The organism is Streptomyces sp. NPDC019531, assembly GCF_044903305.1.
GTDB lineage: Bacteria > Actinomycetota > Actinomycetes > Streptomycetales > Streptomycetaceae > Streptomyces.
Genome location: NZ_JBJDQL010000055.1, coordinates 6,422 through 27,014, shown reverse-complemented (window position 1 = coordinate 27,014; position 20,593 = coordinate 6,422). Strand labels below are relative to the sequence as shown.

At 71.0% G+C, this 20,593-nt stretch carries 17 protein-coding genes and 1 pseudogene; 8 read left to right on the top strand and 10 right to left on the bottom strand.

The features are described 5' to 3' along the window. Window positions 1–26 precede the first annotated feature (26 nt). The 4 genes from ACI2L1_RS39445 to ACI2L1_RS39430 are packed head-to-tail and all read right to left on the bottom strand — an operon-like array spanning window position 27 to window position 3,902. Window positions 27–698, bottom strand: a complete 672-nt coding sequence (locus ACI2L1_RS39445) for a bifunctional 4-hydroxy-2-oxoglutarate aldolase/2-dehydro-3-deoxy-phosphogluconate aldolase (RefSeq protein ID WP_404744271.1) — start codon at window positions 696–698, stop codon at window positions 27–29. Further along, window positions 695–1,516, bottom strand: coding sequence for a carbohydrate ABC transporter permease (locus ACI2L1_RS39440; RefSeq protein ID WP_404744270.1), 822 nt, complete (start codon window positions 1,514–1,516; stop codon window positions 695–697). The genes ACI2L1_RS39445 and ACI2L1_RS39440 overlap by 4 nt, the downstream gene beginning before the upstream one ends. Next, window positions 1,513–2,553, bottom strand: coding sequence for a carbohydrate ABC transporter permease (locus ACI2L1_RS39435; protein ID WP_404744269.1), 1,041 nt, complete (start codon window positions 2,551–2,553; stop codon window positions 1,513–1,515). Before ACI2L1_RS39435 ends, ACI2L1_RS39440 begins: the two co-directional genes overlap by 4 nt. Then, window positions 2,550–3,902: an extracellular solute-binding protein gene (locus ACI2L1_RS39430; protein ID WP_404744268.1), complete on the bottom strand. Its 1,353-nt coding sequence runs from the start codon at window positions 3,900–3,902 to the stop codon at window positions 2,550–2,552. Before ACI2L1_RS39430 ends, ACI2L1_RS39435 begins: the two co-directional genes overlap by 4 nt. Window positions 3,903–4,644: 742 nt before the next feature. Between ACI2L1_RS39430 and ACI2L1_RS39425 the strand changes: the two genes are divergently transcribed. From ACI2L1_RS39425 to ACI2L1_RS39400, 6 genes are all read left to right on the top strand, one after another. Next, window positions 4,645–5,694 carry a LacI family DNA-binding transcriptional regulator gene (locus ACI2L1_RS39425; protein WP_404744267.1) on the top strand — a complete coding sequence of 350 codons (1,050 nt, stop codon included), beginning with the start codon at window positions 4,645–4,647 and terminating at the stop codon, window positions 5,692–5,694. After that, window positions 5,691–6,467 carry an SDR family NAD(P)-dependent oxidoreductase gene (locus ACI2L1_RS39420; protein WP_404744266.1) on the top strand — a complete coding sequence of 259 codons (777 nt, stop codon included), beginning with the start codon at window positions 5,691–5,693 and terminating at the stop codon, window positions 6,465–6,467. Before ACI2L1_RS39425 ends, ACI2L1_RS39420 begins: the two co-directional genes overlap by 4 nt. Before the next feature lie 223 nt (window positions 6,468–6,690). After that, entirely contained in the window at window positions 6,691–7,836 is a 1,146-nt protein-coding gene (gene dgoD, locus ACI2L1_RS39415; RefSeq protein WP_404744265.1) for a galactonate dehydratase, read from the top strand. A gap of 374 nt (window positions 7,837–8,210) precedes the next feature. Then, window positions 8,211–9,737: an alpha-N-arabinofuranosidase gene (locus ACI2L1_RS39410; protein WP_404744264.1), complete on the top strand. Its 1,527-nt coding sequence runs from the start codon at window positions 8,211–8,213 to the stop codon at window positions 9,735–9,737. 14 nt (window positions 9,738–9,751) lie between these two features. Beyond that, complete coding sequence (locus tag ACI2L1_RS39405) at window positions 9,752–12,172, top strand: alpha-L-arabinofuranosidase C-terminal domain-containing protein (RefSeq protein WP_404744263.1); 2,421 nt, start codon at window positions 9,752–9,754, stop codon at window positions 12,170–12,172. Continuing rightward, window positions 12,169–13,494 (top strand): glycoside hydrolase family 27 protein, encoded by a 1,326-nt coding sequence (locus ACI2L1_RS39400; protein WP_404744262.1) that lies wholly within the window; start codon window positions 12,169–12,171, stop codon window positions 13,492–13,494. Before ACI2L1_RS39405 ends, ACI2L1_RS39400 begins: the two co-directional genes overlap by 4 nt. 208 nt (window positions 13,495–13,702) lie before the next feature. Here ACI2L1_RS39400 and ACI2L1_RS39395 read toward each other — a convergent pair whose 3' ends face one another. Next, entirely contained in the window at window positions 13,703–14,482 is a 780-nt protein-coding gene (locus ACI2L1_RS39395) for an SDR family NAD(P)-dependent oxidoreductase (protein ID WP_404744261.1), read from the bottom strand. Window positions 14,483–14,512: 30 nt separating this feature from the next. Here ACI2L1_RS39395 and ACI2L1_RS39390 point away from each other — a divergent pair, with 30 nt between their 5' ends. Continuing rightward, window positions 14,513–15,343 carry a DUF72 domain-containing protein gene (locus ACI2L1_RS39390; RefSeq protein ID WP_404744260.1) on the top strand — a complete coding sequence of 277 codons (831 nt, stop codon included), beginning with the start codon at window positions 14,513–14,515 and terminating at the stop codon, window positions 15,341–15,343. On the opposite strand, the gene ACI2L1_RS39385 is transcribed toward ACI2L1_RS39390, so the two are convergent. From ACI2L1_RS39385 to ACI2L1_RS39365, 5 genes and pseudogenes are all read right to left on the bottom strand, one after another. Continuing rightward, window positions 15,309–17,084 (bottom strand): copper resistance CopC/CopD family protein, encoded by a 1,776-nt coding sequence (locus tag ACI2L1_RS39385; RefSeq protein ID WP_404744259.1) that lies wholly within the window; start codon window positions 17,082–17,084, stop codon window positions 15,309–15,311. The genes ACI2L1_RS39390 and ACI2L1_RS39385 overlap by 35 nt on opposite strands. Window positions 17,085–17,205: 121 nt before the next feature. After that, on the bottom strand, window positions 17,206–17,958 hold the full coding sequence (locus ACI2L1_RS39380) for an SDR family NAD(P)-dependent oxidoreductase (RefSeq protein WP_404744258.1): 753 nt from the start codon (window positions 17,956–17,958) through the stop codon (window positions 17,206–17,208). After that, window positions 17,955–18,422 (bottom strand): cupin domain-containing protein, encoded by a 468-nt coding sequence (locus tag ACI2L1_RS39375; protein WP_404744257.1) that lies wholly within the window; start codon window positions 18,420–18,422, stop codon window positions 17,955–17,957. Before ACI2L1_RS39375 ends, ACI2L1_RS39380 begins: the two co-directional genes overlap by 4 nt. Continuing rightward, a complete protein-coding gene (locus ACI2L1_RS39370; protein WP_404744256.1) occupies window positions 18,419–19,024 on the bottom strand; it encodes a GNAT family N-acetyltransferase in 606 nt (201 codons plus the stop codon). The genes ACI2L1_RS39375 and ACI2L1_RS39370 overlap by 4 nt, the downstream gene beginning before the upstream one ends. Further along, window positions 19,017–20,162: pseudogene (locus ACI2L1_RS39365) on the bottom strand (penicillin acylase family protein); the annotation flags it as partial. The pseudogene ACI2L1_RS39365 and the gene ACI2L1_RS39370, both read right to left, overlap by 8 nt. 90 nt (window positions 20,163–20,252) lie before the next feature. Between ACI2L1_RS39365 and ACI2L1_RS39360 the strand changes: the two are divergent. Beyond that, a partial coding sequence (locus tag ACI2L1_RS39360) for a hypothetical protein (RefSeq protein WP_404744255.1) occupies window positions 20,253–20,593 on the top strand: 341 nt, incomplete at its 3' end.

Here is a 20,593-nt window from a genome sequence, read left to right as displayed (position 1 = left end):
CGGATACGGAGGCGTCGGGCCGTCGGTCATGAGCCTGCCTCGTCGTTCTCGGCGGCGGGTCCGACCGCTTCCAACAAGGCGTGCCCCCTTTCGGTGAGAAGGTCCAGGGTCTTCGGGGCCGGATCACGGTCCGCTCCGCGCAGCAGCGGGGAACCGACGCCCACGGCACAGGCGCCCGCGTCGACGAAGGCGCGTGCCTCGGTCAGGCCGACTCCCCCGACCGCGATGAGCGGGATGTGCGGCAGGGGCGCCCGCAGGTGCCGCAGGTGCTCGGGGCCGCCGGTGCCCGCCGGGAAGAGCTTGACGGCCGAGGCGCCCGCCTGCCAGGCGGCGCACACCTCGGTGGGCGTCCAGGCGCCCGGGTAACAGGGGGTGCCGCCGCGCGCGGCGCCGGCGATGACGTCGGTGTCCACGTTGGGGGCCACCAGGAACTCGGCTCCGGCGGACAGCGCGTCCCGGGCCTGACGGACGGTCAGGACGGTGCCGGCGCCGACCGCCACGTCGGGACCGAGATCGTCGCGGATCCGGGCCAGGGCGTCGAGCGCCCCGTGCGTGGTGAGGGTGACCTCCAGGCAGGTGATCCCGCCCGCCGCCAGCGCCCGGGCCACCGCGGGCAGTCCCGAGCCGTCGGCCGACCGGAGGATCGCCATGACCCGGGTACGCCGCAACTGCGGGGTGAGCTCCGGACGCCCGGTCACTTCAGCCCCGAGGTGCTGACGCTGGTGACGAAGCCGCGCTGCATGATCAGGAAGAGGATGAGCACGGGAACGACGTACATCACGGCACCCGCGGCGACGAGGTTGTTGTAATGGCCGCCGTGCACGTTGGTGTAGCCGTTGGCGATCCTCACCGCCAGCGTGGTGCGGTCGCTGTCCAGCAGCATGGAGGGGCCGATGTAGTCGCCCCAGGCCCACGAGAAGGACAGGATCATGCTGGTGGCGATGACCGGCCAGGACTGGGGCAGGAAGATGCGCCAGAAGATGCGGATGTGTCCGCAGCCGTCGACGATCGCCGCCTCCTCCAGTTCCTTCGGCATGTTGGTGAAGAACTGCCGGAAGAGGAAGACCAGGTACGGGGCTCCGCACAGGCCCCACAGCACCCAGGGGATGTAGGTGTTGACGAGGTGGAGCTTGGCGAAGATCAGGTAGGTGGGGATGAAGGTGATGATGGTCGGCATCATCATCGTCGACATCAACAGGCCGAAGATGGCGCGTTTCCCGGGTGCTTCGAGGCGCGCGAAGCCGTAGCCGGCCCAGGCCGAGGCGAGGGTGATGAGCACCGAGTAGATGGTGGCGATCGTCAAGGAGTTGCGGGCGTAGGCGAGGTAGGGGAAGAAGTTCAACGCCTGCTGGAAGTTGCCGAGGTTTGGGTCGTGAGGCCACCAGTGGATCGGCATGACAGCGAGTTCGTCGGGGTTCTTGAGAGCGGTGACGAACAGCCAGCCGAAGGGGCTGAGCATGAGGACGACGAGCGCGATCAGAATCATGTAGACGGCGTTGCGCTTGGCCAGGGTCATCGGCCGCCTCCGATCGTGCGCGGCTTGGACTCGGCCGGTGTTTCCGGGGCCGTGGAGTAGAAGACCACGCCCCTGCTCAGCCTGAAGACGAGGAAGGTGATCGCGAGGACGCAGAGGAACAGGATCCACAGCAGGGCCGACGCGTAGCCGTACCGGCCGTTGGAGAAGTACTGGGCGAACACGTTGATCATGTAGAAGTAGTTGCTCTCGGGCACCGCCGTAACGCCCTTCGGGGTGGGGTCCAGTGCGATCAGCAGGGGCATGAAGCTCTGCAGCGCGGCGATGATGCCGGTGACAACCTGGAAGAAGAGCACCGGGGAGAGCAGCGGCACGGTGATCCGGGTGAAGGACTGCCAGGCATTGGCCCCGTCCATCCGGGCCGCTTCGAGCAGTTCCCTGGGTATGTCCTGGAGCCCCGCGAGCGAGATGATCATGACGTTTCCGACGGCCCACAGCGTGAGGATGATCAGCACCCATCGGGCGTAGGGGTCCGACAGCCAGCTGACACCGTTCTTGCCGAAGGTGTCCAGCAGGCCGTTGGCGGCTCCGGAGTCCCGGTCGAAGATGAGCTTGAAGGTGAGCGCGGCGCCGACCGGCGGCACCACCGCGGGCAGGTAGAGCAGGGTGCGGAACAGGCCGCGGGCCCTGATCGGCTGGTTGAGCAGCACGGCCATGAGAAGCCCGGCGACGATCGTCAACGGCACCGTGATGAGGGTGAACACGCCGGTACGGGCCAGCGAGGCGAGAACGTCGGGATCGGAGAGGGCCTCGGTGTAGTTGGCCATGCCCACGAAGTGGGTGTGGGGGGAGAGCCCGTCGGAGTCGGTGAAACTCAGCCACAGCGCGTACCCCAGCGGGTAGGCCGTGAGCGCCAGAAAGCCCACCAGCCAGGGGCCGGCGAAGACGTAGAAGGCGAGAGACCGGCGTGTGCGCACCGAACGGGTGCGGCGCGTCCGCACCGGCCGGGGGCCGGGAGCCGGTTCCGACACCGGGGCGCCGGCCGAGGCCGGCGCCCCGGTGTCCTGACGAAGGCTCACTGCAGGGCCGCCTTGCCCTTGGCGAGCAGTTCGTTCATGCCCGAGTTGAGCTGATCGGCGACCTTGCCCGCGGAGGTGCCCGACTTGATCGCACCCGGCAGCACCTTGTTGATGACCGCGTCCAGAGAGGTGGTCAGGGCGTACGGGGAGCAGGTCAGGACCGAGAAGTGCGCCAGCTCCTGCTCCTGCACCTGGAACGCCTGCTTCTGGAACGCTGTGCTCTGGGGCATCTTCGGGCGCAGCGACTTCAGTGTCGGGATGCCCCAGCCGCTGGACGCCCGGTCCGTGGCCGGCTGGCCGCCGAAGTACCACTCGAAGAACTTCCACGCCAGGTCCTTGTTCTTGGCGTCCTTCGGGATCCAGTAACCGGAGGCGCTGAAGCAGGGGCTGACGCGGGTGCTGCCGAGCTGGGGGGCGGGCGCGAACCGGGACACCGCGGCCACCTTCGCCTCGGCGCCGATCGACCCGCCGAACCAGTAGCCGTCGCCGGCCATCGCCATGCGGCCCGCCTGGTAGGTGGGCCAGTCCCAGCCGTCCGGGTTCGGGTTGACCACGTTGGGGCCTATGTCGGCCCGGGCGTACTCCATGTACCACTGCAGCGCCTTGAGCGCCTCGGGGGAGGAAAAGTCCACCGAGGCCAGGTCCTCGGCGAACACGCGCCCCCCGGCGGAAGCGGTCATACCCATCATCGGCAGGAAGACGCTGCCCAGCGCCTGGATGTTCAGCCCGTACACCTTGACCTTGCCGAGCCGGCGCTTGACCAGCCGCTTGCCGAGGTCCAGCCACTCGTCGCAGGAGAGCGGATCGGTGTCGCTGGGCAGGTCGAGCTTGGCCGCCTCGAACATGTCGGTGCGGTACCAGAACATCGAGTCCTGCGAGTAGTCCTTGGTCATGCCGTAGCGGGGGCCGGTGCCCTGCTTCTCCCCGTCGAAGCGCCACACGTCGTTGACCGGGTCGAGGTCGGAGACCTTGAGGACCTCGCTCTTGGCGAAGTAGGGGTCCAGGTCGGCCATCACACCGCGCGCGGCGTAGAACGGAGTTTCCGTCGCACCCTGCGCGCGCACCAGGTCCGGCGGGTTCTTGGCGGCCAGCATGGCGTTGAGCTTGGTGGGGTCGGACTCGATCAGCCGGACCTTGACGCCCAGTGCCGCTTCCGCGGCCTTGATGGTCTTCGCGTCCATCTCGTTCTGGCCGGAAAGGATCGTGAGCGTCTTGTCGCCGCCGCCGGAGTTCGTGTCGTCGTCGACGGAGGCGGCACAGCCGGGGAGCGCGGTGGCCGCCAGCGCGGCACCTGCTGAGGCGGCGAGGAAACGGCGCCTGCCGAAGGGGGCCGTGTCGGGGAAGGACATCTTTGTCAGCCTTTCGTACGGGGTGTCTTGGCAGGAAGAGGGCGGGAAGAGGAAGGGTGCGGACCGCGGGGCAGGGTGCGGACCGCGAGGCAGGATGCGGGGGCGCCGCGAGGGTTTCTCGGGCAGGCATCCGGGCGTGCCCAAGTGCGGTGCGTGCGTCGCCGGGAGCCTCGGCGCCGCGCCCGGTGCCGGGACTGGCGGCGAGTCAGGGGAGGACGCCAGGCGTGGTAGCCGCCGTGCCTCGGGCACGGCACGGCAGGCCGTGCCGACGTACAGCGTGGACGGACGGGCTGTCACATGGTCAGGAAGCCGAGCAGGGAACCGTCGTGAGGTTCTGCTGGACCGTTGACAAGTCCTGGCGGCCGGAATCGTCGTGCGGGACAAGGGTCGATGGATGCGGTCCGGCTGTACCGCATGCCGGTAAGCACGGTGTCACCCGCATCGGGGATCCACGGAGATCCACGGAGGTACCTGCCGGTGGTGTTCCCACCGCCAGGAGTCTTCCGGAGCACTTCACTGCACACGTCACCCAACTTCAGTCTGTACCGACATGTCAGCTTGGTTTCGCGATAGTCGGTTTCCTGGGTTTCATTGTGGTTCGTCACGGAAACTGGCCCAGGGAAACCGGTTGACTCGAACTGCGGCGAACGTTAAGTTGCGGCGACGTTAAGTGTCAAGGGATTGAACAACGTTCGACCAGTCGAACGATTCGCATGTTGAACCTCGGAAGGGAGCGCTGGAGATGTCGGATCCCCCCGCCCTCGGACAACCGGTCCGGGCCAGGCTGGTGGACGTCGCCCATGCGGCCGGCGTCTCCAAGGCCACTGTCTCCAAGGTGCTCAACGGCCGTGACCTGTCCGTCCGGGAGGAGACCCGGCAGCGGGTCCACGAAGTGGCGCAGGCACTGGGCTACCGCCCCCATGCCGGGGCGCGGGCGCTGGCCGGCTCCCGCACCCACGCTCTCGCCCTGCTGGTGCCCGCCCTGGCCAACCCCACCTACGTCACCATCGCGCGCGGCGCCTACCAGCGGGCCCGTGAGCTGGGCTACCTCTCCCTCCTGGCCGAGGACTTCGACGGGCAGCAGGCCGACGACTCCTTCAACGACCTGGTGCAGGACGGCCGGGTCGACGGACTGCTCATGGCCTCGGCACGCCCCGGCCACCCCCTGGTGGACACGCTGCGCAGCAGTTCCGTGCCGCATGTCTTCCTCAACCGGCCGGTCGAGGGCTCCGGCCGGAACGTCACCATGGACGTGGCCCGCTCCAGCGTCACCGCCCTCGACCACCTCCACGGCCTCGGCCACCGGGCGATCGGCCACATCGCGGGCCCGGCCGGCATAGCCCCCAGCGACGCCCGCAAGGACGCGTTTTTGCGGCACGCCGACGAACTGGGGCTGCAAGCCGCACCGGTCGCGTCCGGGGACTTCACCGAGGAGGGTGGCGTCTGCGCGGCCCTTGAGCTGCTGGGCGGCACGCCGGGGGCCCCGCCCCCCGTCACCGCGCTCTACACCAGTTCGCTCGCCCAGGCGATCGGCGCCATGGGGGCCATCCGGTCGCTGGGCCTGCGCATCCCCGAGGACGTGTCCGTGATCGGCAACGACGACCTGCCCATCGCCGGTCACCTCTGGCCACCGCTGACGACCGTGGCCATGCCCCTGTACGAGCTGGGGACCGCGGCCGTGGACGCCCTGGTCGCCGCCGTCCAGGGTGCCCCGACGGGAGACATCGTCGTACCCACAGAGCCTCGCCTGGTGGCGCGCGGCTCCACGAGCGCACCCGGAGCGACACCATGACGGCCGGGGGGACGGCCGGGGGACTGACCCGTTTCGCCGGCCGCACGGCGCTGCTCACCGCCGCGGCCTCCGGGATCGGAGCGGCCACCGCGCACCGGCTGGCCGCGGAGGGAGCCTCCGTACTGGTCACGGACGTCGACGGCGAGGGCGCGCACCGCGTCGCCGAGGAGATCCGCGGCGGCGGAGGACGGGCCCGGGACCACCGCCTGGATGTCACCTCACCCGGCGAGTGGGACGAGGTCGTCAAGGAGGCCGTGTCCTGGACCGGCCGGCTCGACGTCCTGCATCTCAACGCCGGCCGGAATCTGCCCGCGGCTGTGCACGAGCTGGACGACGCCGCCTGGCACGGCCAGCTGACGCTCTGCCTCGACTCGGTGTTCTACGGGGTCCGAGCCGCGTTGCCCCACCTCCGGGAAACCGGGGGCGCGGTGGTGGTCACCTCGTCCGTCCACGCGGTGCTGGGCTTCCGCGGTTTCCCCGCCTACGCCGCGGCCAAGGCCGGCATCGGCGGCCTGGTGCGTCAGCTCGCCGTCGAGTACGGCGGACAGGTCAGGTTCAACGCCGTCCTGCCCGGCTCCGTGTTCACCCCCCCTTGGGCGGTCGCCTCGCCGGACTACCTGGCCAAGTCCGCCTCCCGGGCCCCGGCCGGGCGGCTCGGAACACCGGAGGACGTCGCCGCCGCGGTGGCCTACCTCGCCTCCGACGACGCCGCCTTCGTCACCGGCCAGAGCCTGGCCGTGGACGGCGGCCGCAGCATCAGCGCCCAGGACTGACACCGCAGCGCTCCGCCGGCCGGACCAGCCCATCATCCGCAGACTCCCCGCCCTCTGAGCCCCGCGTCCCCCGCAGACTCCCGCCCTCTGAGCCCCGCGTCCCCCGCAGACTCCCCACCCTCTGAGCCCCCTTCACCCGCAGACCCCCGCAATCTCCGTCCCCCTTCACCCGCACCGCAGACCGGCCGCCGAGCCGCGCGCCGCAGAACCCGGAGACCCCTTCGTGAAGATCACCGGATACGAACTCTTCCTCGTCGAACCACGCTGGCTCTTCCTGCGTGTCGACACCGACGAGGGCATCAGCGGCTGGGGCGAACCCATCGTCGAGGGCAGAGCCCGGACGGTCGCCCAGTGCGTCGAGGAGACCTTCGACCACCTGATGGGCCAGGACCCCACCCGCATCGAGGAGCACTGGCAGCTCATCGCCAAGGGCGGCTTCTACCGCGGCGGCCCCGTCCTCAACAGCGCCCTGGCCGGCATCGACCAGGCACTGTGGGACATCACGGGCAAGGCGCTCGGCGTACCCGTCCACGCGCTGCTCGGCGGGCACGTACGCGACCGGGTGCGCATCTACGGCTGGGTCGGCGGGGAGACGCCCGAGGAGCTGGCCGATTCGGCGGCCGAGCAGGTCGCGAAGGGGCTGACCGCCGTCAAGATGAACCCCTGCGGCCAGTTGGAGCCGCTCGCCACACCGGCCGCGATCGACGCCATCGTGGCGCGAGTCACCGCGGTACGCGAGGCCGTCGGGCCGGAGTGCGACGTGGCCCTCGACTTCCACGGGCGCTTCAGCGGGGCGATGTCCCGCCGGGTGCTCCCCCTCCTCGAACCGCTGCTGCCGATGTTCGTGGAGGAACCGGTCCTGCCGGAGTACTCCGCGGACCTCGGCGCGGTCGTGCGATCCACCTCGATCCCCATCGCCACCGGCGAACGGCTCTACTCCCGCTGGGACTTCCGCTCCGTGATGTCCGACGGCATCGCCGTGGCCCAGCCGGACGTCAGCCACGCCGGCGGCATCTCCGAGACCCGGCGGATCGCGGCCATGGCGGAGACGTACGACGTCCTGGTCGCCCCGCACTGCCCGCTCGGCCCCATCGCCCTGGCCGCGAGCCTCCAGATCGACTTCGCGACACCCAACTTCCTCATCCAGGAACAGTCGCTCGGTATCGGGTACGGCGACAGCGGCGGGTTGCTGGACTACCTCCTCGACACCTCGCCCTTCACGGCCCAGGACGGCTACATCTCCCGGCTGACCGGACCCGGCCTGGGCATCACGATCGACGAGGACGCGGTCCGGGCGGCCGCCGAACGCGGACACCGGTGGCGCAACCCCGTGTGGCGCAACGCCGACGGCTCCCTGGCCCCATGGTGAGGGCCGCCCTCGGCCGTCCGGCGAGAGGGCATCTCCCCTTACGCCCCTGACGCCCCTGACGCCCGGGCCACTCCCCGATCTCATCCCGCATCAGTCCCGCACCGGGCTCCCCCCTTCCCGCACCCACGTCAGCCGGGTCCTCTTCCCTCGGCGGAGCCGAACCGGTTCGCCGGACACACCCACCTCATCCGACGAGCGACTGACGGCCCCCTCCTGGTCCGGTCGGCGCCGGCACACCCGTGCCGACCCCGGATCGCACAACACCCGTGCCGACCCCGGACCGCACAACACGCGTGCCGACCCCGGATCGCACAACACCCGTGCCGACCCCGGATCGCACAACAACACCCACCACCCCGCATTGGAGTACACCCATGTCCACAGCCACCGCGGTCATCAACCTCGACATCGAGGGCCCCACCATCAGCCGCCATCTCTACGGCCACTTCGCCGAACACCTCGGCCGCTGCATCTACGACGGCTTCTGGGTCGGGGAGGACTCGCCCATCCCCAACGAGGGAGGCATCCGACTCGACATCGTCGAGGCCCTGCGCGCCCTGAACATCCCCAACCTGCGCTGGCCGGGCGGTTGCTTCGCCGACGAGTACCACTGGCGGGACGGCATCGGCCCCCGCGACCAGCGCCCCCGGATGGTCAACACCCACTGGGGCAACGTGGAGGAGAACAACCACTTCGGCACCCACGAGTTCATGGCCCTGTGCGAACTGCTCGGCGCCGAGCCGTACATCAGCGGCAACGTCGGCTCCGGCACCGTCCAGGAGATGAGCGAGTGGGTCGAGTACCTCACCCGTGACGGCGACAGCCCGATGGTGCGGCTGCGCAAGGAGAACGGTCGCGAGGAACCGTGGAAGGTGAAGTTCTGGGGTATCGGCAACGAGACCTGGGGCTGCGGCGGCAACATGCGCGCCGAGTACTCCGCCGACCTGGCCCGGCAGTACGCCACGTACTGCCGCGACCACGGCGACAACAAGCTGTACCGCATCGCCTCGGGCGCCTCGGACGCCGACTACAAGTGGACCGAGACGCTGATGCAGCAGATCAGCTGCTTCGGCTGCGAGTCCACCCCGAAGAACTTCTTCCAGGGCCTGTCCTTCCACTACTACACGATGGCCGGCACCTGGGAGGCGAAGGGCAGCGCCACCGACTTCGACACGGACGACTACTACCGGACGATGCTCTCCGCCCGGAAGGCCGACCACATCCTCACCGGCCACTCCACCGTCATGGACATCTACGACCGCGGGCGGACGGTCGGTCTGGTCCTGGACGAGTGGGGCACCTGGTGGGACGTCGAGCCGGGCACCAACCCCGGATTCCTGTTCCAGCAGAACAGCCTGCGCGACGCGCTCGTCGCCTCCACCCACTTCGACATCTTCCACAAGCACGCCGCACGTCTGTACATGGCCAACATCGCCCAGACCGTCAACGTCCTGCAGGCGATGGTCCTCACCGACGGCGACGCGCTGGTGCTGACCCCGACCTACCACGTGTTCGAGATGAACAAGGGGCATCAGGACGCCACCTCGCTCGCCGTGCATCTGAGGACGGCCGACGCGCGACGCACCGTGGGGGATGCGGAGTTGGAGACCGTGTCCGCCTCGGCCAGCGTCAAGGACGGCAACCTTCTGATCTCGCTGTCCAACCTGGATGCCGAGGAACCGGCCGAGATGACGCTCGACCTGCGCGGCGCCCTGGTCGGTGAGCCGACCGCCCGTCTGCTGACGGCCGACAAGCTCCAGGACCACAACACCCCCGAGGCGCCGACGGCGGTTGCCCCGCGCCCCTTCGACGGCGTGACCGTCACCGAACGCGGCTGGAACCTGACGCTGCCGCCCCACTCGTTCCTCACGGTGCAGGCCCCCGTGACCCTCGCCGGCTGAAGGAGACGATGATCATGGTTGAATCCGATCGCCCCGCCGAAACGGTCATCGAGGTGGACACGCGGGCACCGGGCACCGCCATCTCGCCCGATCTGTTCGGGGTGTTCTTCGAGGACCTCAGCCACGCCGCGGACGGCGGCCTGTACGCCGAACTCGTGCAGAACCGGTCCTTCGAGTACAGCCCGGCCGACCGGCCCGAATGGCACGCCCTGACCGCGTGGGAACTGCTGGAGCGGGACGGCGCCGCCGGATCGCTCACCGTCGCCACGATCGTGCCGCTGCATCCGGCCAACCCGCACCACGCGGTGCTGAGCACCACCGCCACCGGTACGACCGGCCTCGGCGCGGGGCTGCGCAACGAGGGCTTCGACGGGATCGCCGTCCGGGCGGGGGAGACGTACGACGTCAGCCTCTACGCGCGCCTGGCCGACGGGAGCGCGGACCGTCTCGTGGCGCGGATCGAGAGCCGGGACGGCAGCCGGGTGTACGGCCAGGCGGAGCTCGGGCCGTTGAACGGATCCTGGGAACGGTACGCGGCGGTGATCACCTGCGAGGCGACCGCCCCGGACGCCCGGTTCACCGTCACGGCCACCGGGACCGGCACCGTCCACCTGGACCTGGTCTCGCTCTTCCCCCAGGCCACCTTCCGCGGCAGGCCCGGCGGCCTGCGCGCCGATCTCGCCCAGGCGATCGCGGACCTGAAGCCGAAGTTCGTGCGCTTCCCCGGCGGCTGCGTGGCACACGGTCTCGGCCTGTCCAACATGTACCGCTGGCCCGACACCGTCGGTCCGCTGCCGGCCCGTCGGCAGATGTCCAACCTGTGGGGCTACCACCAGTCGATGGGCCTGGGCTACTTCGAGTACTTCCAGTTCTGCGAGGACATCGGAGCCAAGCCCCTGCCCGTCGTACCCGCCGGAGTCTGCTGCCAGAACACGCCCGTGACCGGCCAGGTCGGCATCCCCGAGGAGGAGATGCAGGCCTACGTCGAAGAGGTGCTGGCACTGGTGGAGTGGGCCAACGGCCCCGCCGACTCCCGCTGGGGTGCCGTGCGCGCCGCCGCCGGACATCCGGAGCCGTTCGGCCTCGAGTACCTCGGCGTCGGCAACGAGGACGTCATCAGCGACACCTTCCGCGACCGCTTCACCCGCATCCACGACGCCCTGCGCGAACACCACCCCGAGATCACGGTCATCGGCACCGTCGGCCCCTTCCCGGCGGGCGAGGACTGGGAGAAGGGCTGGGCATTCGCCCGCGAGAAGCGCGTCCCCATCGTCGACGAGCACTCCTACAAATCGCCCCGCTGGTTCCTGGAGAACACCCGCCGCTTCGAGACGATGGACCGCGAGGGCCCGCACCTCTACATAGGGGAGTACGGCAGCTGGCGCAACAACGGCCGCAGCGCCCTGGCGGAGGCCGCCTACATGATCGCCATGGAGCGCAACGGCGACGTCGTACGCCTGGCCTCCTATGCCCCGCTGCTCGCCAAACGCGACCACGTCCAGTGGTCGCCCGACCTGATCTACTTCGACAACACCGACGTCTGGCCCACCCTCAACTACCACGTCCAGCAGATGCACTCGGTGAACTCCGGCGACACCGCTCTGCCCGTCACGGTGACCGGAGCCCCCGAGGCTCCGCCCCTCCCGGACGGCGGCCGCCACGGCGTCCTGATCGGCACCAGTGCCGACACCGGCGCCGAGTTCACCGACGTACGCATCGACTCCTCGCCCGCCACGCCCGACTTCGCCGACTGGCACGCCGAGTCCGGCACCTGTGAGCCGGGCGGCGAGGGCCACGTCCGGCTGACGGCAAGCGGGGAGGGCTCCAGGCTGCTGCTGGCCGACGCGGTGGACGGCCCGTCGTACGCCTTCTCCGTGCGGGCCAGGAAGACGGACGGCGGCGAGGGCTTCGTCATCGGCTTCGCCGCGACCTCGCCCGGCGACTGGTACCAGTGGACGGTCGGCGGCTGGCAGAACCGCTTCACCCGACTCCAGCGCGTGGACGACGGCGTCGAGCACGACCTCACCGATCCCATGGACGTGCCGGTCGAGACGGGGCGGTGGTACGACCTGCGGGTCGAGGTGGAGGGCCGGCGTTTCCGCTGCTACCGCGACGGCCAACTGCTCCACGACGTCGAGGACGTGCGCTCGGCCGCGGAGGTCTTCGCCGTCTCGGCGGTCCGCGACAGCGCCACCGGTGACGTGATCGTCAAGATCGCGAACACGACTCCCGAACCCGTCACCTCCCGCCTCCGGCTGACCGCCGCCGAGGACGGTTTCGAGCGCACGACGCTCACCGCTCCTCCGCACCTCACCAGCCGCTTCGAGCCCGCCCCGGCCACCCCCGCCGAGGACCGGCTCACCGGCCCGGTCTGCGAGATCCCCGCGTACTCCTTCACCGTTCTGCGCACCCGTACAGGAAGCGACCAGTCATGACCCGACCCGCCCGTCCGCTCCCCGAGCGGCATCTGCGTCCGCCGATGGGCTGGAACAGCTGGGACTGCTACGGCACCACCGTCACCGAGGACGAGGTCCTCGCCAACGCGGCCTTCATGAGCGAACACATGCTGGCCCACGGCTGGGACACCGTCGTCGTGGACATCCAGTGGTACGAGCCCACCGCCCGCGCCCACGGCTACAACCCGGACGCGCCGCTGGTCCTGGACGCCCACGGGCGTCAACTCCCCGCCCCGAACCGGTTCCCCTCGGCCGCGGACGGCGCGGGGTTCGCTCCGCTGGCCGACCGCGTCCACCAACTCGGCCTGCGGTTCGGCCTGCACATCATGCGCGGCATCCCGCGCCGCGCCGTCGCCGCCCGACTCCCCGTCGAGGGCACCGACTTCACCGCCGACGAGATCGCCGACACCGACTCCGTCTGTCCCTGGAACACCGACAACTACGGCCTGAACCACGACCACCCGGGCGCCCAGGCGTACTACGACTCGCAGGTCGCCCAGTTCGCCCGCTGGGGCGTCGACTTCATCAAGGCCGACGACATGCTCTTCCCGTACCACGAGCGGGAGATCTCCGCCTACGCCGAGGCCATCGCCCGCAGCGGCCGGCCCATCGAGCTGAGCCTCTCCCCCGGCACCGACGTCTCCCTCGCCCACCTCGACCACCTGGGCAACAACGCCACCATGTGGCGCGTCTGCGACGACCTGTGGGACCGGTGGGAGGACGTCGAGACGCAGTTCGCCCGGATGGCCCGGTGGGCACCATGGCAGGGCACGGCGTCGACAGACGGCTCCGCCGCGGGCGGCTGGGCGGACGCCGACATGCTGCCGCTGGGCCACGTCGGCATCCGGGCCGAGCGGGGAGAGGACCGCCTCTGCCTGCTCACCCGCGACGAGCAGATCAGCCTGATGACCCTGTGGCTGATCTCCCGCTCCCCGCTGATGATGGGCGGCGACCTGCCCACCAGCCCGCCGGAGACGATCGAGCTGCTCACCAACGAGGAGGCACTCGCCGTCCTGTGGCACAGCACCGGCAACCGGGAGGTCCTCCGCGAGAAGGGCCTCGTCCTGTGGACCGCCCAGGACACCGACGGAAGCACCCGCTACGCCGCCGTGTTCTCCCTCGCCGACACCCCTCAGCGCGTCACCGTCCCGCTCGGCTCCCTCGGCGCCCGTCCCGACGACCGCGTCCGCGAACTGTGGACCCGCACCGACACCCCGCACGACGGCCGCAGCCTGGCCGCCGACCTGCCCGCGCACGGCGCGGTCCTCTACCGGCTGGCCCCGGCCGTCAGGAAGGAGTGAGGCGGGGCGACGATCCAAAGTGGTGATCGACACCGACCAGGGCCAGTCCGGGGCCTCCACCGAAGACCGGGACGGTTTCCGGCGCCTGGTCTCCGACGCGCCATTGCGCACCACCTTCTCCGATACATCCGGACAGGCGCGCGATGGCGTAACTCGGATATGTTCTCCCGGTCTTGCACACCCGGACGCCGCCCCGAACGCAGCGGTTTCAGTGCACCGACAACCCTCCGTCCACGAAGATCGACTGCCCTGTGACATACGCCGACGCCCCGCTCGCCAGGAAGACCGCCGCTCCCGCGAAGTCCTCCGCGAGGCCGTTGCGGCCGGTCATGGTACGGGCGGCGAGGGCCGCGACCGTGTCGGGGTCGGTGGCGAGGCGGGCGTTGAGCGGGGTCATCACGAAGCCCGGGACGAGGGCGTTGCAGGTGACGCCGTGCGGGGACCAGGCCTCGGCCTGGGAGCGGGCCAGGGACTCCAGGCCGCCCTTGGAGACTCCGTAGGCGCCGCTCTGGACGAAGGCGCGGTGGGCCTGCTGGGAGGTGATGTGGATGATCCGGCCGAAGCCGCGCTCGGCCATGCGGGGGCCGAAACGCTGGCCCAGGAGGTAGGGGGCCTCCAGGTTGACGGCCATCGTGGTGTCCCACACCTCGTCGGTCAGCTCGCCCATCGGCGGACGCAGGTTGATCCCCGCGGAGTTGACCAGGATGTCCGGCTCGCCGAACGGACCGACGGCCGCCCGGGCCGCCGTACGAACGCCGTCCCTCGTGCTCAAGTCGCCGCTCACCCAGGCCGCCCGGCATCCGTCGGCCCTCAACTCCTCGACCACAGAGGCCAGTTCCGGCTCCTTGCGGGCCACGACCACCACGCTCGCCCCGGCCCGCGCCAACGCCCCCGCGATCGCCCTGCCGATGCCCGAACTCCCGCCGGTCACCAGGGCCACACGGCCGTCCAGCGAGAACAGTGCGGAGAGATACGCCTGCGAAGTCATGTCAGGACCCTAAGTCGGTACCCGAGGTCCATGACCAACATCCTCGTCGGCACCTGCTCCTGGACCGACCCCGCCCTCGTCCGCAGTGGCTGGTATCCACGCGGACGGCGGGACGCAGAGGGGCGGTTGCGGTACTACGCCGAGCGGTTCCCGGTGGTGGAGGTGGACGGCACCTTCTACGCGCTGCCCAGTGAGCGCAACAGCCTGCTGTGGGTGGAACGGACGCCACCAGGGTTCACCTTCGACGTGAAGGCGTACGCCCCGCTCACCGGCCACCCGGTGAAGCAAGCTGCCGCTCCGGACGAGGTGTGGGCGCGGTTCGCCGCCGGGATCGAGCCGTTGCGGGCGGCCGGGCGGCTCGGCGGGGTGCTGTTCCAGTTCCCGCCGTGGTTCCGGCCGGGGGTGCGGGCGGAGAGGTTTCTGGAGGAGACCGCGCAGCGGACCGCCGGATGGCCCGTCCATGTGGAGTTCCGGCATCCGGACTGGTGGGAGGAGCGGCACAGGGACCTCACCGGGGCGCTGCTGAGCAAGTACGGCTTCGCCGCCGTCGGCGTCGACATGGCCCAGGGGCTGCCCGCCTCCCTGCCGCCGGTCACCCCTGTCACCACGCCCCGGCTGTCCGTCGTGCGGTTCCACGGGCGCAGCGTCTCCTGGGGCCGCGGCAGCAAGGAGGAGCGTTTCCGGTACGACTACCCGCGCGCCGAACTCGCCGAATGGGTACCGAGGTTGCGGGAACTGGCCGAGCGGGTCGACCGGCTCCACGTCCTGTTCAACAACTGCTGCGCAGCGGCCGCCGTACAAGCCTCCGAGACCATGGCCGGCCTGCTCAGCCCACGATCTTCACCGTCTTCGTCACGCTGACCTGGTCGATGTCCGAGACCCTGATCGTCGCCTTCATCTGCCAGTCGCCGGCGATGGGCAGCGTGAGCTCGTTGGTGCCCCAGTAGCCGCCCTTGTCCTTCACCTCGGCGTCGATGGGGCCGATCCGCTTGGCCGGGAGGGTGAAGGACAGCCGGAGTTCGGGGACCGTGGCGAGGCCGCCGTCGGCGGCGAAGACGATGCACTGGACCGAGTTCAGGCCGGTGCGGCCGGGGTCGAGGGTGACCTGCACCTTGCCCGAGGTGCCGGCCACGGCGAAGGGGACGTCGGTCACGGCCGCGGCCGGCAGCCCGCCCGCGGCCGGGGCCGACCCATCCGCCTCGGTCGCCTCGGCCTGCGCCCGGCCCGGGAGCGTGCCGCTCAGCACGGTGCTGAGCACCAGCACCACGACCCCGACGGCCACTTCGGCGAGGACGGACCGGCGCAGGCCGTACTGGTGGGCCCGGGAACTTCCCGAGGTGGCGGCAGGCTTCGGCCCCTCCAAGGCCGCCGGTCCCCCCACCCGCTCCGGCACCCGCTCCCGTACGACCGACTCCGACCGCACCTGCGCCCCGACCGCCGCCAGGCGTCCCGTCCATCGCCGCGACAGCCTCGCCGCCGTCAGCAGCAGCGCCACCGCGATCAGCTTGAGGACCAGCAGGTGGCCGTACGTCGTCCCGGTGATCGCGCTCCAGGAGCCGAGGCCGCGCCAGGACTGGTAGACGCCGGTGGCGACGAGGACGGTCACGGCGGCGAAGGCCAGCCGGGAGAAGCGGGAGACGACGCCGGCCGGGATGTCGTCCGAAGAGTCCCGGTACAGCGTGCTGAGCAGGGCCGCGAGGCCGCCCAGCCAGACCGCCATCGCCAGCACGTGCAGCACCGCGGACGTCATCGCCACCGGCACCTGGATCCCGGCGGACGCGTGCTCGGCGGCGGCCCAGGTCAGCGCGAGGCCCACGGCGAGCACACCGCCCGCCGCCTGCCACGCCCGCGACAGCCGCTCCTCGCCGAGCCGCAGCAGTCGTACGACGAAGAAGTAAGCCACCAGCAGCAACGCCACCCGGACCAGGAGCGCCTCGCCGGGGCGGGTGCTCAGGGTGCGTTCGAAGCCCTGCGCCGAGAAAGCGCCACCCGGGCCCGTCCCCGCCTCGTACGGCGCCCGCAGCACCAGTAGGAACAGCGACGAGCCGAGCAGGGTGCCCCAGCCCGCCCACAGGAGCCGGCGCAGCCGGGCCGGCTCCGGCGGGCGGCAGACCGTGAGGAAGACCGCGGTGCCGATGAGCAGGGCCGCGGCGAGGTAGGCCAGATAGCGGCCCATGTTGTAGAGGCTCTCGGTGGCCGGGTCCTCGGTCGGGCCGGTGTTCACGGCCACCGGGGCCGGGGAGGGCTTGCCGACCGAGAAGGTGAAGGCGCCGGAGACCGGGTGGCTGTCGGCCGAGACCACCCGCCAGGCCACCGTGTAGGTGCCCTGGGCGAGCTTCGCGGGCAGGGACACCCGGGCCGTGTCCGAGCCGCCCGTCCCGTGTCCGGCGTCACCGACCTTCAGGCGCTTGCCGTCGGGGTCCAGGACGCGGAAGGAGTCGTCGAGCAGGCCGACGGACTCGGTGAAGGTCAGGGTGATGTCACGGGGGGCGGACTTGAGGACGGTTCCGTCCTCGGGGTCGGTGGCCCGGAGGGCGGCATGGGCCGACGCCGCTCCCGCGCCGCCGAAGAGGAGCAGGACCAGCACGGTGCCCAGCAGCACCAGCCCTTGAAGTCCTCGCCCTCGCCGGCCTGTGCCGCTGCCTGCACGCTCACACCTCACGTCACTACTCCGTACCTGGACTCAGGGCTCCCGATACGTACGGACGCGAACCCGGGAACACTCACCACGTGGGCCGCGCGGACATCCCGCCGTCCACCACCAGGTCGTGCCCGGTGATCCAGGACGCGAGCGGCGAGGCCAGGAACACACACGCGTCGGCCACGTCCTGCGGCCGCCCGAGGCGTGCGAGGGGTGCCTTCCGCACCCACCGCTCCGTCCCCTCCGGCCAGTCCCGCGCCAGCCCCTCCCGGTCGATCAGGCCGGGCGAGACCGTGTTGACGCGGATGCCGTGCGGGCCGTACTCCAGGGCCGCCGCCCGCGCGTGCATCACGACGGCGGCCTTGGCGGCGGAGTAGTGGGCGTGCCCGGGCGCGGGACGGCTCGCCTCGATGGACGCGATGTGGGTCACGGACCCGCCCGCCCGCATGACCTCAGCCGCCGCCTGCGTACACGCGAAGACACTGGTGAGGTTGGTGTCCACGACCGCCCGCCACTCCTCCGCCGGCATCCCGGGCAGGGGCCGCGTGGGCTGCACGCCCGCGTTGTTGACCAGCGAGGTCAGCCCCTCACCCCATTCCGCGGCCTCCCGGACCAGCCGGTGACACCCCTCCTCGTCCCGCAGATCCGCTTCCAGTACGACGGCCCGGGCACCCATGTCCCCGATGCGGGACGCCACTTCACGGGCCGCCGCCACGGCCGTACGGCAATACACCGCGACCGAAGCGCCCTGCTCGGCGAACCGCAGCGCGATGCCCCGCCCGATGCCGCCGCCCGCGCCGGTGACCAGGGCGACCTGTCCTTCCAGGAGTCTCATGGACGGCACAGTCCCGCGATCCGCGCGGCCTCGGCGGGGTAACGCGCCGTCAGTTCCCGTGCGTCCCCGTGCTCGTAGTCCTCGTAGGTGAAACCGGGCGCCATGGTGCAGCCGAAGAAGCTCCACGCACCACGGGTCCTGGCGCCCATCCAGGTGCCCGCGGGCACGGTCAGCTGGGGGTGCTGGCCGCCGCGTATGTCCGGCCCGAGGACGGCGGCGCTCGCGGTGCCGTCCGGGGCGAGGAGCAGGAGGTCCAGCGGGTCGCCGAGGTAGTGGTGCCAGATCTCGTCGCTGGGCAGGCGGTGCAGGGCGGAGTAGTCGTCCGCGGTCAGCAGCACGACGATGGCGGAGCCGTCCGGGCGGCCGTCCGCGCGCTCGGACCCCGCCCAGGTACGGCGGAACAGCCCGCCCTCGCGGGGGATCGGCTCCAGTTCGTAGTACGCGATGAGCTCTTCCGGGGTCACCCCGGGAAGGCTACCTCCCTTGTGAGGAAGGCCAGTTGGGCGTGCTTCTCGGGCAGATGCACGTCCGGGATGTCGATCTCCGGCAGGACGACCCGGGGCCCGGCCACGAAGCCCTGCTTCAGGAAGCGGGTGATCGCCTTCTCGTTGCGCACGTCGGGGTCGACGACGACCCGCCGCCGGTCGAGGCCCAGCAGGACGTACGCGGCCACGGCACTCAGCAGCGCCGACGACCAGCCGGGACGCGTACCGTCCGGACCGGGGGGCGGTAGCAGCAGGTGGATGCCGATGTCGCCGGGCTCGACGGGGTAGCACTCGCTGACCCGGTCGGCCTCCGGCTCGTAGGTCTGCAGGAGTCCGGCCGGTTCACCGTCCTTCTCCAGGAGATAGGCGTGGTGGGTGTCGAGGGTGTCCAAGTGGGCATAGATCTCGGCCACTTGGTCCTGGGTGAGGCCGTTCATGCCCCAGAACGCGGCCCGTTCCTCGCGCACCCAGGCGTGGACGGTGGCGGCGTCGGCGTGCGGGTCCAGACGCAGGACGCGTACGGTGCCGAAGCCGTCGACGGGCTGGGTGTGGACCGCGTCACGGGCGCGGGTGTCAGACATCGGTGTCCTTGTCTTCCTTGGTCAGTCGCTGCCAGTCGGTGACGACCGGGACGAGATCTCCCCTGAGCCACAAGGGGAGTTGGTCACGGTGATGGGGTGAGCCGGGGACACCGGAGGCGCCCAGCGGGACCACCCAGAGGCTGTCCTCGCGGCGGGCCAGGTCCCAGACGTAACGGGCGGCCGGGCCACGGGCGGCGCGATCGGTGAGTCCGGGGACGGCGGAGGTGCACAGGACGCAGTCGTGGTCGCCGGAGAGGGCGGGATCCGTCGGGTCGTCGTCCGCGGGGAGGGCGCTCCAGGGAGCGAGGCGGTGGGTGTCGCCCCAGGTGCCCTGGGGCGGCTGCGCAGCCACTTCCTCCACGGCCCCGCGCACGATCTCGGCCCGGTCGATGCCGTACAACTGCTCGGCGCTCAGGAGGTGTTCGAGCGCGAAGGCGACACGGGGGACGAGGCCGAGCCAGGGGAGGAGGACCTCGGGGTAGGCCGGCGGGGCGGTGAGCGCGGCGAAGGCGGGGTGGGCGGCGAGCCGTCGTACGACCGCGCTGCGGACGGCGGCGTAGAGGGCGGCCTTCCGGCTGCCGGAGTCCATCCGGCGATCCCACTGAAGAATCGTTTGCCTCGTGGTCACGGCCTGGGGGCTCAGGTCGTCCAGAGCCGCGAGCCGGTCCAACAGGGGCTGTGCCGAGGCGAGATGGGTGTCCGTGTGGATCAGCGGCATGTCGGCGGACGACCAGCGGTCCTTCTCCGCCAGCAGGGCGGTGATGCGGTCCGCCCGGTGGGGCGGCGCGAACTCGACGCCGAGCGGGGTGGCGGGACCGCGCTGGTTGGCCATCACGGCGATGCCGTCGACGAGTTGGGCGCTGGGTGTCTCGTGCCGGCCCCGCCACTCGTGACCGGGCTCCCAGGCGGGCACCGGCCGGAGCCGGTTGGCCTCCGCCCGCACCGGAACCGTCCCCGCGACCCGGTGCAGCAGCCCGCCCTCGGTGTCCGCGGCCTGCACGACGTTCACGGGCTCGGCCCACAGGTCGAAGGCACGGTCCACGTCGGCGGTACGGCGGGCCCGGAGGAGGGGGAGGAGGGCACTGAAGCCGAGGTCTTCGGTGACACGGGGTGGGTAGCGGAGGGAGAGGGCTGTGGGGATGGAGATGGGTACGGGGGCGGGGCCGGGGGTTTCCGGCTCGGAGGTGACGGGGGTCGGGGGGAGGCCGTCGGGAGCGTCCGGGGGCAAGTGACCGCGACCGGCGGGGGTCTGCCGGACGCCGTCGGGAACATCCGAGGCCAAGGGGCCGTAGCCGTCCGGATTCCGTGGGACGCCGTCGGCAGCGCCGAGCACCCTGGAGTCGTGGTCCCCGAGGTGGCGCGGGACGCCGTCGGGAACGTCCGGGGCCGGGCGGCCGTGACGTGCGGCTTCCTGCGGGACGCCGTCAGCGGCATCCGGTACCAAGGAACCGCGACCGGCGAGGCCCTGCGAGACGCCGTCGACAGCGCCGAACACCGGGGACCCGTAGCCGGCCAGGTGGTGCGGGACGCCGTCAGCAGCATCCGATACCAAGGAACCGCGACCGGCGA

Bases quoted from the DNA above. Each gene is read 5' to 3' on its own strand.
- ACI2L1_RS39440 (WP_404744270.1), bottom strand. From the start codon at position 1,516: ATGACCCTGGCCAAGCGCAACGCCGTCTACATGATTCTGATCGCGCTC.
- ACI2L1_RS39430 (WP_404744268.1), bottom strand. From the start codon at position 3,902: ATGTCCTTCCCCGACACGGCCCCCTTCGGCAGGCGCCGTTTCCTCGCC.
- ACI2L1_RS39425 (WP_404744267.1), top strand. From the start codon at position 4,645: ATGTCGGATCCCCCCGCCCTCGGACAACCGGTCCGGGCCAGGCTGGTG.
- ACI2L1_RS39420 (WP_404744266.1), top strand. From the start codon at position 5,691: ATGACGGCCGGGGGGACGGCCGGGGGACTGACCCGTTTCGCCGGCCGC.
- ACI2L1_RS39410 (WP_404744264.1), top strand. From the start codon at position 8,211: ATGTCCACAGCCACCGCGGTCATCAACCTCGACATCGAGGGCCCCACC.
- ACI2L1_RS39405 (WP_404744263.1), top strand. From the start codon at position 9,752: ATGGTTGAATCCGATCGCCCCGCCGAAACGGTCATCGAGGTGGACACG.
- ACI2L1_RS39400 (WP_404744262.1), top strand. From the start codon at position 12,169: ATGACCCGACCCGCCCGTCCGCTCCCCGAGCGGCATCTGCGTCCGCCG.
- ACI2L1_RS39395 (WP_404744261.1), bottom strand. From the start codon at position 14,482: ATGACTTCGCAGGCGTATCTCTCCGCACTGTTCTCGCTGGACGGCCGT.
- ACI2L1_RS39390 (WP_404744260.1), top strand. From the start codon at position 14,513: ATGACCAACATCCTCGTCGGCACCTGCTCCTGGACCGACCCCGCCCTC.
- ACI2L1_RS39380 (WP_404744258.1), bottom strand. From the start codon at position 17,958: ATGAGACTCCTGGAAGGACAGGTCGCCCTGGTCACCGGCGCGGGCGGC.
- ACI2L1_RS39370 (WP_404744256.1), bottom strand. From the start codon at position 19,024: ATGTCTGACACCCGCGCCCGTGACGCGGTCCACACCCAGCCCGTCGAC.